Below are 12,968 nucleotides of genomic sequence, written 5' to 3'. Positions count from 1 at the left end.
ACGCCTAACTCAAAGAATATTAAGCTTTTCACGATAAACAAGGGAAGAATTACTTCAATTATCTAATAACATCAAACTATCCTTAATTTTACGGTTTCATAAACCATAAAGTATGATAAGTTTCCCGAATGCCAAAATCAACATCGGACTGCATATTACCGAAAAAAGAGATGATGGCTTTCATAATATTGAATCTATTTTTTATCCTATCGACTGGAAAGACGCCCTGGAGGCCACTCCTGCCCCAAGTATAAAACTTGACAGTTCAGGTTTAGCTATTCCCGGAGCTGAAGAAAACAACCTTATCATCAAGGCTTTTCATATATTAAAACCATTGATAAAGACGGGTACCGAAGTTCATTTTCATTTACATAAGGTCATTCCTATGGGAGCTGGCCTAGGTGGTGGTTCGTCCGATGGAGCATTCGCTTTGAAGTTATTAAATAACATTTTTGAATTAGGTCTAAGCGTTGAAGATCTAGAGCATAAAGCAAGTCTATTGGGCAGCGACTGCCCATTTTTCATAAAAAACAAACCTGTTTATTGTTACGACAGAGGTATAAAGTTCAAAGACATTGATCTTAAGCTATCCGATTACCACATTTACGTAATCAACCCAAACATTCATATTAGCACCGCAGAAGCATATAGCTCCATTACTCCTTCTAAGCCTCAACATCATTTGATGGATTCCATAAATCTGCCTATATGTGAATGGAAGCATATCATTCAAAATGACTTTGAAATCCCATTGGCGAAAAAATATCCTAAAATAAAGGATATAAAAAAAGAACTTTACGAGATGGGAGCTGCTTATGCCGCTATGACCGGGAGTGGTTCTACCGTTTATGGGATTTTCAAAAACGAAATAATAGCCAACTCTTCTTTCAAAAACTTTAATACCTGGCAGGGTAAAATGCTCTAATGCTTCATAAAACCAAAGGTATTGTTATAGGTTATATTCCTTATCGGGAGACCTCCATCATTGTCAAGCTTTATACAGAACTGTTTGGTATACAGAGCTATATTGAAAACGGTGTAAGAACCGCAAAGGGAAAAAACAAGGTAGCCTTATTTCAACCCATGACTTTGCTAGACTTGGTGGTTTACCATAACGACAAAAAAGACCTTCATAGAATTTCTGAAATCAAATGCCACACCCCCTTACTCTCCATCCCATATGACATCAGGAAGTCCAGTATTGCTATATTTTTGAATGAAGTGCTGCATAAAACACTCAAAGAACATATTGACAATGAGTCTATGTTCTTCTTCTTGTATCAGGCCATCTTAACACTAGATTCCCTTGAAAAAGGCATAGATTCCTTTCACCTCACTTTCTTGGCAAAGTACTCGTATCATTTAGGGTTTGCTCCGCAAGATTCCGCCGAAATAGAAAGGCAGTTTAAAGAGTTTGATATTCACATTCCGGTGGAAACGGAGACAAAAAAGTATTTGAATCAGCTTTTCAAGTCCGAATTAACTGACCCTATTTTTGTCAATAAAGCATTTAGAAACCATCTATTAGATGTGCTTTTGGCATTCTACAGGATTCACCAAGAGGAATTTGGAGAACTTAAATCACTCCAAGTTTTAAGGCAACTGGTAAGTTAAAGCCTTTGTTTTAAAAGAAGAGAAACGTATTTCTTGGTATTTCTTACCTTTTCACCTGACTCGTAAAAGGAAATATACCCTGAGCCAGCTTCCTTCAAACACCCCTCTTGCTCTAATACTCTTTTTACCTGACTTGCTGTTCCTTTATTCCCGTCAATCGTTTTGAGGTACCCAAACATCTTTTCAATGAGGCTCTCATAAAAAGTAAAATGGGTACAACCCAAAACCATGAAATGAAATTCTGGTGTATTAAAAGGACCTATCTTCTCCTTTAGATAAGCTTCTACCTCCACCCCTTCGAAAACGCCACGCTCGGCAAATTCTACAAGCTTTGGAAGAGCTACATTAGTTATCCTGTCTCCAATCCCCAATTGATTAATCAGCCTTTTATATCTATCGGCTGCTAAAGTTATGGGGGTGGCTGCCGCCAAAATTCGCTTTGTATTTTCACTGAAATCAGCAGCCACTTTCACAGCAGGCTGGATGGCCACTATTGGGAAATCATATTTTTCTCTAAGATATTCCACAGCCACATTGGTAGCGGTATTGCAAGCCAAAACTATCATTTTGGCTCCTTTTTCCCTTAAATAGAGTACGGCATTTTCTACAAAAACTAGGATTTCCTCAGGCGTTTTATACGAATAAGGCACATTTTTAACATCTGCATAATATGCAAAATCTTCATTGGGCAACTTTTTAGTCAGCTCATGAAGTAATGTTAATCCGCCAATTCCTGAATCAAAAACACCTATCAATTTTTATGGGTTTAGACAATTTTAAAATGATATGAATCGGCTCAAAAATAAACCATCAATTTTCATCTTCCAATTGATGGCTTAAATTTGAAAAAAATTATCCCATTTTAGCCAAGGCTTCTTCTAAGGCTTTAATCTTAGATTCGGCATCTGCCAATTTATCCCTTTCTCTTTGAACCACGTCTGCTTGGGCATTATTCACAAATCGCTCATTGCTCAATTTCTTTTCTACTGACATTTTGAAACCACGGGCATATTCCAGCTCTTTAAGCATGTTTTCCTTCTCCGCTTCTTCGTCTAGGTTATCTCCTAGGTCTAAACCATACTCATCTGCCTTTAGCACCATGGTTAGTCCTGTGGCTTCTGTGACGTAACTAATCTCTGAAAGGTTACCCAACTTTATCAAAAGGCCTGCTAACAATTCAAATTTTGCTTTGTCTTCCGTTTTAATATTTAAATCCAAAACTTCTTTAGGCGATATCTGCTTCGATTGGCGAGTGTTTCTAATCCAAGAAACCACTTCAAAAAGTTCTTCAAATTGACCCAACAAAGTTTGGTTTACATCGCCACCTTCTGGGAAGCTCGCTAAACATATTGATTCCTTTTCTCCCCTTTCCTGTAAGTTCTGCCAAATTTCCTCTGAAATAAAAGGCGTCCAAGGGTGAACCAAACGCATCAATTCATCAAAGAAAGTAATGGTAGCCTCAAAGGTACCTTTGTCTATTGGCAAGCTTTTACCATCTACATATGCTGGCTTAGCCATCTCTAGATACTGCGAACAGAAGTCGTTCCAGATAAGATTATAAGTACTTAAAAGAGCATCAGACATACGATATTTATCGTAATGGTCTTTCACTTCGGCGATGGTTTGATTGAGTTTTGACCTAAACCATTTAATAGCTGGATTTTCAACTGCTGTAGCAGTATCTGTCACCTCCCAACCCTTCACCAACCTAAATGCATTCCACATTTTGTTAGAGAAATTACGGCCTTGTTCACAAAGTTTTTCGTCAAATGGTAAATCGTTTCCGGCTGGCGAACTGAAAAGCATTCCTGTTCTTACGCCATCGGCACCATATTTTTCCATCAACTCAATAGGGTCTGGAGAGTTCCCTAAAGATTTTGACATTTTACGCCCTTGCTTATCTCTTACAATACCTGTCAAATAAACATTCTCAAAGGGTTTGTCTCCTCTATATTCATAACCTGCTATAATCATTCTAGCTACCCAAAAGAATAATATTTCAGGGGCTGTAACCAGATCATTGGTTGGATAATAGTAATTAACGTCTTCGTTTTCTGGCTTTCTAATGCCGTCAAAAACGCTGATAGGCCATAGCCAAGAGCTAAACCATGTATCTAAAACATCCTCGTCTTGTGTCAAATCTTTCTCGCTAAGAGCAAACAGCTGATACTTATCTCTGGCTATCCTTAAAGCTTCTGTTTTGGTTTTGGCTACAATACACGTTCCATCTTCCATGTAGAAAGCTGGGATTCGGTGTCCCCACCAAAGCTGGCGACTGATACACCAGTCACGCACATTCTCCATCCAGTGACTGTAAGTGTTTTTAAACTTACCAGGAATAAGTTTGATGGTATCGTCCATCACGTTTTTCAAAGCAGGGTCACTTAATCGCTCCATTTTCAGGAACCATTGAAGAGATATTTTAGGTTCTATCACTGCACCCGTTCTTTCAGAAGTACCCACATTAGAAGTGTATTCTTCTACTTTTACCAAATGCCCAGATTCCTCAAGCATCTTCATGATCTTCTTTCTCGCCACAAACCTATCCTCCCCTACTAAAATCTGAGCATTCTCATTGAGTTTAGCGTCATCCGTCAGTAAGTCTATAACTTCTAAGTCATGCTTTTTCCCTAGTTCAAAATCATTTTGATCATGAGCTGGCGTTACTTTTAAGCAACCCGTTCCAAACTCCATCTCTACGTATTCGTCGGCTATTACTTTTATCTCTCTATTGATAACCGGAATCTTAACCGTTTTCCCAATCAGTTTTTGGTAACGTTCATCTTCAGGATGAACACAGATAGCAGCATCTGCCATGATAGTTTCGGGTCTTGTGGTTGCTATTACCACATCGCCATCAGCACCTTCATATCTAATATAGACCAGCTTCTGCGGTTTTTCTACCGTGATTACCTCCTCGTCCGAAACCGTAGTTTGAGCTTGTGGATCCCAGTTTACCATTCGGTAGCCTCTGTAAATATCTCCTTTTTGATGAAGGTCCACGAAAACGTCCATCACAGACTCATACAGAGCCTCTTCCATGGTGAAACGGGTTCTATCCCAGTCGCATGAAGCTCCTAGTTTTCTCAACTGACTAAGAATGATTCCGCCATATTTTTCGGTCCACTCCCAACAATACCCTATAAACTCTTCTCTGCTAAGGTCTGCTTTGTTTATGCCTTTTTCTTTAAGCATGGCCACCACTTTGGCTTCTGTAGCTATAGAGGCATGGTCTGTTCCAGGTACCCAGCAGGCTTCTTTCCCTTCCATTCTGGCCTTACGAATAAGCACATCTTGAATGGTGTTATTCAGCATATGTCCCATATGAAGCACTCCTGTGACGTTTGGCGGAGGAATTACAATGCTGTAAGGTTCCTTGTCCGGATTAGGTTTTGAAGAGAAAAACTTGTTTTCAATCCAATACTCATACCACTTGTCCTCAATTTCTTTGGGATTATACGTCTTTGAAATTTCCATTCCTGCTGCTTATTTATAAGACCGATTAAAGGGTCATTAAATGAAGCCGCAAAATTAGGGAATTTGGATTGCTTAGGAAGCAGAATTTTCAATGTGTATAAATTTTTCTACTTTTGGTGTATAGATTATCATATTATGAGAACCAACATAGAAATAGACGAAAAAAAAATAGATGCCTTGAGAGAACTCACTCATTTAAAAACAAAGAAAGAGATTGTTGACGTCGCTTTGGAATCCTATATCGCCAAAATGTCAAAAATGGCTTTATTAGACATGAAAGGAAAGATAGATTGGGAAGGAGACCTAGCGGAATGGCGAACGCCAAAACAAGAACGAGAGCTAAATGACTGAGCCAATTTTAGTAGACACATCTGTTTGGATAAACTTCTTCCAGGGTAAAGAAAATGCATCCACCAAGACGCTGGAACATTATTTAGCCCATGATGGGGTAATATGCTACTGCCCTACAACACTTCAAGAAATACTACAAGGCTGTAAAAACCAGAAACAAATGGCAGCTATTTATGAACAATTCGTGAGATTAACTTGTCTTGAATGCCGCCATTATGAAGCTAGCGTGGGAGCTGCTCAAATGTACTTTAAGCTAAAGAAAAAAGGAATTAGCATTAGAAAACCAAACGACTGCCTGATAGCGTGGTATGCCATTAAAAACAATGTCACCTTAATTCATAACGACAAAGACTTTGAGATGATTAAACGAGAAGAACCTTTGAAAACGTCAATTGGAATAAAATAATCATTTGTCACAATTTTGGTTTCAATGGCCCAAATCTCACAAATGCACCCATGACACTACTTCTGTTTCACTAGTTCTACCAATATTTCGTCCCAAAAGGGACTTTTCTTAATGGAAATAGCCAAAAAACTTTTTCAACCCACTTCCACAGCCCAGTTTCTTTCAAAACTTTGACCTGCATCCAATTCATTTATGCCTTCTTTATCGGAAAGCTCTTGGTTATGGCTCACGCTGTCTGCAATACCGCACCATGGTTCCAAGCAAACGAATTTGGCATTCTTTGCCGCCCAAATACCAAAGAAAGGGAAATCGCTAAAAGTAAACCTAAGGTAATGCTCCGACCTGTCGGATTTTAGCAGAATGGCCTCCGATTTAAGATTTTTAAAAACCAAAGCGTCTTCATTAAAAAGCTCTTTGGTGAGCGGCAGTTTGTTGTCCTCAAGCGGTAAATCTGCAGGTTCTGTTTTTATTAAACCCTCTGAGCTCAGTGGCCAGCGTTTCAAATCTTCTTGCGTATCAAATTGAAGTGCGTAATTTTGATAAGACTCTCCCTCTATAAACGGAACCGCAAAAGCCGGATGAGCCCCTAATGAAAATAGCATCTTCTTTTCTCCCTTATTTGACACCTTATAATTAACGCTTAAAGACGCTCCTTTTAAAACGTAGGTGATGAAGAAATCAAAATGAAAAGGATATACCGCTAAAGTATCTGCCGATGAAGAAAACCTAAAAGTAACCTTCTCCTTATCTTTACTTACCGCCTCAAACATATAATCTCTAGCAAAACCATGCCGTGGCAAAGTGTAAGACGTTCCCTCATATAGATAGGTATTATCCTTTAAACCACCCACTATCGGAAAAAGAACAGGAGAACTTTTTGCCCAGTAGGCTGGGTCCGAATCCCACATATGATCAATCCCTGTTTTTTTATTAACAAGACTTTTCAACTCTGCACCTTTAGGTTTTATCCAAACTTTGAGGTAGTCGTTTTCTAGTGAAATCATCTTTGGGATTTTATTTTGACTCGAAATAACCTGATAATTGTTCATTTAACCATAACAATTTTTGCTTTTCATCATCATAATATCAAAACTTCAAAGAGTCACATTGTTTAATTATAATTTTAGAAGTACTTTTGCAGCCCAATTATACCGAGCTGGAGTGAATGGTTCTTTCGGCGGCGGCATTTGTAACAAACAAAAAAGCAGAACCTGATGGCACAAAAAATCAGAATTAAACTTAAGTCATTCGACCACAATTTGTTGGACGGATCGGCTGAGAAGATTGTAAAGGCAGTTAAATCAACTGGAGCAGTTGTTAGCGGTCCTATTCCTTTACCAACACGTAAAGAGAAATTCACAGTACTTCGTTCTCCACACGTTTCTAAGAAATCTAGAGAGCAGTTCCAATTATGTACTTACAAGAGATTGATTGATATCTTCTCTGCAAGTCCTAAAACGGTAGATGCTTTAATGAAACTTGAACTTCCTTCTGGAGTTGATGTTGAGATCAAAGTATAATCTTCTTTAAGAAAGATATTGAAAAGCCTTTTAGAGAAATCTGAAAGGCTTTTTCATTTTATACCTTTTTACTTTCCACCAATTCTCTAAACGATTTCTTATACGAATCGCTTATTGGAAAATACTGATCTTGAATTTTTACTTTATCTCGCTCTATTTCTTCTATCGCATCAAAAGCAATGATGGTAGAGTTATGGATTCTTATAAACATATTGGAGGGTAAAGACTCCTCCAAAGACTTCATGGTTTGAAGACTCACTATCTGTTTAGTATCCGTTTTTATTTTGACGTAGTCTTTTAAGCTCTGGATATATAGAATATCCTTTAATCTAAGTTTCAGCAGCTTGGTTCCGTCTTTTATGAAAATAAACTCATTAACAGGAGGAACTGGAGCTTGCTCTATTTTCGTCGTTATTATTTGTTCTTTTTCTTTAAATCGCTGACTCACCTTTTCTACCGCCTTTAAAAAACGTTCAAACGTGATGGGTTTTAGCAGATAGTCTGTTACATCTAAATCAAAACCCTCTAAAGCATACTCCGAATAAGCCGTAGTAAGCACTACCATCGGTTTTACTTGTAGAAGTTTTAGAAGCGTTAATCCGGTAATTTCTTTCATCTGAATATCAGAAAAGAGCAAATCCACTTTTTCTTCCCTCAGAAACTCCAAAGCCAAAAGAGGGTTACCAAAAGATTTTAGCAACTGAAGAGATGGCGTACTACTCACGTAATCTTCCATTAACTTTCTAGCAAGAGGCTCATCCTCTACAATGACGCATTTGATTTTCATAAATCAATCTCTAGTTTGACTTGATAGGTATTATCATCTTCCAAAATATCTAAACTATGTTGATTTTCATAACTAAGACTTAATCTCCTCCTAGTATTTCTAAGTCCAATACCAGATTTCTCGTTGTCTATCAACTTATCGCTCTTACTATTGGTCACTTCATAATAACAATGGTTACCCTCAAATTTAAAAACAACCTTCACCCAAGACTTATCAACGGAATGATTGGTGCCATGCTTAAATGCATTCTCTAGGAAAGTAATGAAAATAAGAGGGGCAATTTGTAGCCTGCTATAATCACCTTCAATGCTTATTTCTAAAGGGAAATTATCTTCTAATCTTAATTTTTCTAAATCTATATAATTTTGAATGTATTCAATTTCCTTCTCAACAGGAACTTTCTCATGATTGGCTTCATAAATCATGTACCGCATCATTTGCGACAGTTTGGCTATCACCTCTTTGGTATTGGGCGAATTACTATGAGCCAAGTAATACAGATTATTAAGGGTATTAAAAAGAAAATGTGGGTTAATCTGTTCTTTCAAAAACCTGAGCTCTGTGGTCAGTTTTTCATTCTCAATTTCCTTCCTTTTCGCTTCCAGCTCAAACCAATCTTTAAGAAAACGCAATAAGGACACGAAGGAAACAATAACCAAGGTGCTGAAAATATGCTGAATGATAAACCTATTGGATTGTAAGAATGAATAGCTTTTTTCGTAGCTGTCTTTGTAAATTGCTCTTTTAAACAAGATTTGAATAGATACAACTAGGGCCAAACTTAAAACCAATGCCAGAATATATCTCGTTACTTTTTTCTCCTTTAGCAATCGCGGTAAAAGGATAAAATAATTAAAATAACTAATAATGGCCATGGTAGACACCTGCATGATGGCATCTATAAAAGCTCTGGCATAGTTAGGCTCAGTTCCCCTTTTAGGCCAAGAAATAACATAAAAAAAGAAAGAAAAATATACACACCAAAACACTAAGTGTAATAGGAATAATCTGTTCTTTCTGAATACTTGCCCTGTCATAGTCTATTAATATTAGAATGCAATGTAAACTAGTTTTTAAATACCAAACCCCTTAACTCTACTTCTCCTTTCTAATTAACGATAGATCCCTACATATTTTCGATAAGTGCAATAAGTTCATAAAATGCCCGATTGTCGATTTTTTAAGCCTAAGTATATAATTAAAAATATGAAGTGATAAATGTGCTATTGTTTTGTATAGTCAAAAACAAATAAAACATGAAACAGCAAGTATTACTTTTGAGTTTTTTAACGCTATTAGGTTTGAATAGTGTTTATGCACAGTTTTCGGGTGGTAGGCCACAGGGAGACGGTAATGGTAGAGCCTCGCGAACCACAGAGCAAACACAATCTTTCGACCTAGAAGACGGTCCAAAGGGAAATTCAAAAATCTTTGGTTACGTGATAGACTCCACGGTAACACTGGCTGTAGAATATGCTAACATCGCTCTTATAAATGAGCTTACTTCAAAAGTAGTAGATGGCACCATGGCGGACGAAAACGGTAAATTCCAATTCAATAAAATTGCCCCTGGTACATACTCGCTTAAAGTTAGTTTCATCGGTTATACTGAAAGCTTGATTCAAAAAGTTAAAGTAAAAAAAGGCGATGATGTCGATTTAGGTATTATTAAGCTGGCCATTTCTTCAAAAGTACTTGATGAGGTTACCGTTACAGGTTTAAAATCACTCATTGAAGAAAAGGTTGATAGATTGATTTATAACGCAGAAAATGACCTTACTTCAAAAGGTGGTGACGGTGCAGATATTCTAAGAAAAGTACCGATGCTTTCTGTTGACCTAGACGGAAACGTATCTTTAAGAGGAAGCACAAATATCAAAGTTTTGATTAACAATAGACCTTCTACGATTGTCGCTAGTTCTGTAGCTGATGCCCTGAAGATGATTCCAGCAGAACTCATAAAAAGTGTAGAAGTTATTACTTCTCCTTCTGCCAAATACGATGCGGAAGGGACTTCTGGAATTATAAACATTATTACCAAAAAATCTAGTATTCAAGGGTTCAACTTAAGCTTAAACTCTGGTGTTGGCGTTAGAGGTTCTAACCTAGGTTTGAACGGAAACTTACGTGTTGGTAAAGTAGGGTTTTCTCTTGGTGGTTTTGGAAGATCATTTTATAACAAAGCAAGTAACACGCTAGACCAAACTACAATTGCGGGCTTAAATACCTTTAAAACAACGCAAACAGGTGACTCTAAAGACTTCGGAATGTTTGGAAGGTATAATTTAGGTATGGATGTAGAATTGAGCAAATCTGAATTCCTTAATGGTTCTGTGTCTTTTGGTACAAGGAATTTCAATAAAGACCAAGATATGATTATCTCTTCGTTTCAAAATTCTAGTTTAATTTCTGAACAGAATAGATTAGTAAACACCATTGACAGATCAAACAACGTGGATGTAAACCTTGACTATATCAAGATATTTAAACCAAGCCATGAATTGTCTGTTTCTACCCAGTACTCTCAAAACAACTTGACCAATAACTTTGATGCCGACATTTATTCATCTTTAAATGAAATCATTAATGGTCAAAAAAACATAAACGAAAACGTTAATAGAGAAGTCACTTTACAAACCGACTACATGGTTCCTATTAGTACCAACCAGCTTTTTGAGGTTGGTGTAAAGGGTATCTTTAGAGCAGTTAATAGCGATTATCAGTACCTATTCGGAACCTCTGGAAATTTAGCTGAAAGTGCCAATCAGCCATCTGGATTTCTTAACTACGACCAAAACATAAAAGCAGGTTACCTTTCTTATACCTACTCTACCAAGAGCAAGTGGTCTGTTAAAGCTGGTGTAAGATATGAGCATACCAGTATAGATGCCATTGACAATAATTTACCACTAGAAATCTCTAGTTACCAGAATTTTGTTCCTAGTATAAACATCTCCAAAATATTAGGAAATGGTTTAACCATGAAGGTGGCTTATAATAATAGAATTCAGCGTCCTGGGTTGCAACAGCTTAACCCAAATTATAATGCTGCTAACCCTCAAAGTATTACCATTGGTAACCCTAACTTAGAGCCAGAGGTTTCCAATAATGTAGAATTCAGCTTAAGTAAAGCTATCAAAAAGAGTTATGTAAACGTTTCGTTCTTTGCCAGACAGACCAATAATTCTATCTTGAAATTAACTTCGCCTTCTGACACCGTTGCAGGTGCCTTGATTACGACTTATCAGAATATTGGTAAGCAGCAGGTTTCTGGAATAAACTTCTTTGGAAATCTTTTCCTAACACAGAAATGGAGCTTGAATGGTGGATTTGATGCCTATCTTAATTACCTAGAAGGTCAGGTTCAGACCACAGAAGGTTTTGCCTTGACAAGCAATAGCGGTATAGTAATAGGTGGTAGAATGATGTCACAATTATCTCTAAACAAAGGTTGGGGCTTACAGGCTTTTGCTGGATTTAGAGGAAACGACGTTTCTTTACAAGGAAACACCTCGGGCATGGGCTTCTACTCTTTGGGTGTTAAGAAAGACATCAATGACAAAAAAGGTAGTATAGGTATCGCCTTTGACAACTTCGTAAACGGGATGACCAGAACGTCTACAACCAGCTCTGAGCTCTTCAACCAAAGAAGTGTAAACTATATCTACAATCAGAACGTCAAATTGACCTTCTCTTATAAATTAGGAAACATGAGGTTGGTAGAGAAAAAGAAAACGAAATCTGTCAATAACACGGACCAAAAAAGTGGTGGTGGAGACGCTCAACAAACGGGATTTAATTAAGAACTGAATGAAGAAAAAAGCAAAAGGAACCCAAATGCGAATTATCCATAGATATTTGGGTTTCTTCTTAGCTGGAATAATGGCCATGTACGCTTTAAGCGGCGTGGTACTTATTTTTAGAAATACAGACTTCCTGAAAAAGGAAACGAAGGTGGAAGCCGTTATAAAGCCAGGTCTATCTGAAGATGCCCTTGGGAAGGAATTGCATATAAAAGGTCTAAAAGTAACATCCACAGAAGGTGCTGTTTTGAGCTTTAAAGAAGGAACCTACGACTCGGTAAGTGGAAAAACGTCGTATACCAAGACAGACCTTCCAATGATTATAGGCAAAATGACTAAGATACATAAAGCAACCTCCAATGACCCGCTGTATTTCTTAAATATTTTCTTTGGCGTATCGCTTTTGTTTTTTGTCATTTCCACTTTTTGGATGTTTAGACCCGAAACCAAAACCTTTAAAAAGGGCTTATATTTTACTTTGGCCGGTCTTGTTCTTACTTTCTTATTACTATTTATTTAATAACTAAATTTCTAAAAAAATGACTCTTAAAATAGCTTCTCTTGCTCTTTTGTTTTTTGCTTCTTTCGCCAGCTATGCACAGTCAGGACCTCAGGAAAGAATGGGTGCTGGAATGGCTGAAAGACCATCACCAGAACAAAAGGCAAAATTTGACACCAAGAAGATGACGAAAAAGCTTGAATTGGATAAAAATCAAGCCACGGCATTTTATGAAATCACACTAGAATATGCTCTTCAACAAGAAGAACTGATAAAAAAAATGCCTCAAGGTCAATTTCCCCCTTCCCAAGAAACCAGAAAGATGATAAAAGACGGGATGACCAATATCAACGTGAATAAAGATAAAGAAATGAAGGCCCTGTTGTCTGAAAGTCAATTTCAGATTTATACCGACATCAGAAAAAAAGAAATGGAAGAATTTAGAGGAGGAAGAGCTAGGGAATAAGCCCCACTTTTTAAAAATACAATAAGTTAATGGTTTAACTAAGTT

Annotated in this window: 13 protein-coding genes; 8 read left to right on the top strand and 5 right to left on the bottom strand. The window is 37.3% G+C overall.

The features are described from left to right. Positions 1–112: 112 nt before the first annotated feature. Both ispE and recO read left to right on the top strand, forming a co-directional pair. The gene (ispE, locus tag ACSBFT_RS23090; protein WP_489602620.1) at positions 113–925 is read left to right on the top strand and encodes a 4-(cytidine 5'-diphospho)-2-C-methyl-D-erythritol kinase; all 813 of its coding nucleotides are present in this window, start codon (positions 113–115) and stop codon (positions 923–925) included. Next, entirely contained in the window at positions 925–1,614 is a 690-nt protein-coding gene (gene recO / locus ACSBFT_RS23085) for a DNA repair protein RecO (RefSeq protein ID WP_463044933.1), read from the top strand. The genes ispE and recO overlap by 1 nt, the downstream gene beginning before the upstream one ends. On the opposite strand, the gene murI is transcribed toward recO, so the two are convergent. Then, positions 1,611–2,369, bottom strand: coding sequence for a glutamate racemase (murI, locus tag ACSBFT_RS23080; protein ID WP_489602619.1), 759 nt, complete (start codon positions 2,367–2,369; stop codon positions 1,611–1,613). The genes recO and murI overlap by 4 nt on opposite strands. A 97-nt stretch (positions 2,370–2,466) precedes the next feature. Next, a complete protein-coding gene (locus ACSBFT_RS23075; RefSeq protein WP_489602618.1) occupies positions 2,467–5,091 on the bottom strand; it encodes a valine--tRNA ligase in 2,625 nt (874 codons plus the stop codon). 135 nt (positions 5,092–5,226) lie between these two features. Between ACSBFT_RS23075 and ACSBFT_RS23070 the strand changes: the two genes are divergently transcribed. Both ACSBFT_RS23070 and vapC read left to right on the top strand, forming a co-directional pair. Further along, positions 5,227–5,442 (top strand): type II toxin-antitoxin system VapB family antitoxin, encoded by a 216-nt coding sequence (locus tag ACSBFT_RS23070; RefSeq protein WP_463044936.1) that lies wholly within the window; start codon positions 5,227–5,229, stop codon positions 5,440–5,442. Then, a complete protein-coding gene (vapC, locus tag ACSBFT_RS23065; protein WP_463044937.1) occupies positions 5,435–5,848 on the top strand; it encodes a type II toxin-antitoxin system VapC family toxin in 414 nt (137 codons plus the stop codon). Before ACSBFT_RS23070 ends, vapC begins: the two co-directional genes overlap by 8 nt. A gap of 134 nt (positions 5,849–5,982) precedes the next feature. Here vapC and ACSBFT_RS23060 read toward each other — a convergent pair whose 3' ends face one another. Then, on the bottom strand, positions 5,983–6,852 hold the full coding sequence (locus ACSBFT_RS23060; protein WP_489602617.1) for an aldose 1-epimerase family protein: 870 nt from the start codon (positions 6,850–6,852) through the stop codon (positions 5,983–5,985). A gap of 210 nt (positions 6,853–7,062) precedes the next feature. On the opposite strand from ACSBFT_RS23060, the gene rpsJ reads away from it, so the two are divergent. Next, positions 7,063–7,368 carry a 30S ribosomal protein S10 gene (gene rpsJ, locus ACSBFT_RS23055; RefSeq protein ID WP_111371182.1) on the top strand — a complete coding sequence of 102 codons (306 nt, stop codon included), beginning with the start codon at positions 7,063–7,065 and terminating at the stop codon, positions 7,366–7,368. A 58-nt stretch (positions 7,369–7,426) separates the two neighbouring features. Here rpsJ and ACSBFT_RS23050 read toward each other — a convergent pair whose 3' ends face one another. Further along, entirely contained in the window at positions 7,427–8,155 is a 729-nt protein-coding gene (locus ACSBFT_RS23050) for a LytR/AlgR family response regulator transcription factor (protein ID WP_463044939.1), read from the bottom strand. Beyond that, entirely contained in the window at positions 8,152–9,192 is a 1,041-nt protein-coding gene (locus ACSBFT_RS23045; RefSeq protein WP_463044940.1) for a sensor histidine kinase, read from the bottom strand. The genes ACSBFT_RS23050 and ACSBFT_RS23045 overlap by 4 nt, the downstream gene beginning before the upstream one ends. A gap of 219 nt (positions 9,193–9,411) precedes the next feature. Here ACSBFT_RS23045 and ACSBFT_RS23040 point away from each other — a divergent pair, with 219 nt between their 5' ends. Genes ACSBFT_RS23040 through ACSBFT_RS23030 form a run of 3 tightly spaced genes read left to right on the top strand, consistent with a single transcriptional unit; the run spans position 9,412 to position 12,923 of the window. Continuing rightward, positions 9,412–11,958 (top strand): TonB-dependent receptor, encoded by a 2,547-nt coding sequence (locus ACSBFT_RS23040; protein WP_489602616.1) that lies wholly within the window; start codon positions 9,412–9,414, stop codon positions 11,956–11,958. Positions 11,959–11,965: 7 nt separating this feature from the next. Next, positions 11,966–12,478, top strand: coding sequence for a hypothetical protein (locus ACSBFT_RS23035; RefSeq protein ID WP_463044942.1), 513 nt, complete (start codon positions 11,966–11,968; stop codon positions 12,476–12,478). Positions 12,479–12,497: 19 nt separating this feature from the next. After that, positions 12,498–12,923: a DUF4890 domain-containing protein gene (locus ACSBFT_RS23030; RefSeq protein WP_489602615.1), complete on the top strand. Its 426-nt coding sequence runs from the start codon at positions 12,498–12,500 to the stop codon at positions 12,921–12,923. Positions 12,924–12,968 lie beyond the last annotated feature (45 nt).

This window comes from Arcticibacterium sp. SM2516 (genome assembly GCF_057914865.1).
This window is presented reverse-complemented; position numbering and strand designations above follow the sequence as displayed.

Bases quoted from the DNA above. Each gene is read 5' to 3' on its own strand.
- ispE (WP_489602620.1), top strand. From the start codon at position 113: ATGATAAGTTTCCCGAATGCCAAAATCAACATCGGACTGCATATTACC.
- recO (WP_463044933.1), top strand. From the start codon at position 925: ATGCTTCATAAAACCAAAGGTATTGTTATAGGTTATATTCCTTATCGG.
- ACSBFT_RS23075 (WP_489602618.1), bottom strand. From the start codon at position 5,091: ATGGAAATTTCAAAGACGTATAATCCCAAAGAAATTGAGGACAAGTGG.
- ACSBFT_RS23070 (WP_463044936.1), top strand. From the start codon at position 5,227: ATGAGAACCAACATAGAAATAGACGAAAAAAAAATAGATGCCTTGAGA.
- vapC (WP_463044937.1), top strand. From the start codon at position 5,435: ATGACTGAGCCAATTTTAGTAGACACATCTGTTTGGATAAACTTCTTC.
- ACSBFT_RS23060 (WP_489602617.1), bottom strand. From the start codon at position 6,852: ATGATTTCACTAGAAAACGACTACCTCAAAGTTTGGATAAAACCTAAA.
- rpsJ (WP_111371182.1), top strand. From the start codon at position 7,063: ATGGCACAAAAAATCAGAATTAAACTTAAGTCATTCGACCACAATTTG.
- ACSBFT_RS23050 (WP_463044939.1), bottom strand. From the start codon at position 8,155: ATGAAAATCAAATGCGTCATTGTAGAGGATGAGCCTCTTGCTAGAAAG.
- ACSBFT_RS23045 (WP_463044940.1), bottom strand. From the start codon at position 9,192: ATGACAGGGCAAGTATTCAGAAAGAACAGATTATTCCTATTACACTTA.
- ACSBFT_RS23040 (WP_489602616.1), top strand. From the start codon at position 9,412: ATGAAACAGCAAGTATTACTTTTGAGTTTTTTAACGCTATTAGGTTTG.
- ACSBFT_RS23035 (WP_463044942.1), top strand. From the start codon at position 11,966: ATGAAGAAAAAAGCAAAAGGAACCCAAATGCGAATTATCCATAGATAT.
- ACSBFT_RS23030 (WP_489602615.1), top strand. From the start codon at position 12,498: ATGACTCTTAAAATAGCTTCTCTTGCTCTTTTGTTTTTTGCTTCTTTC.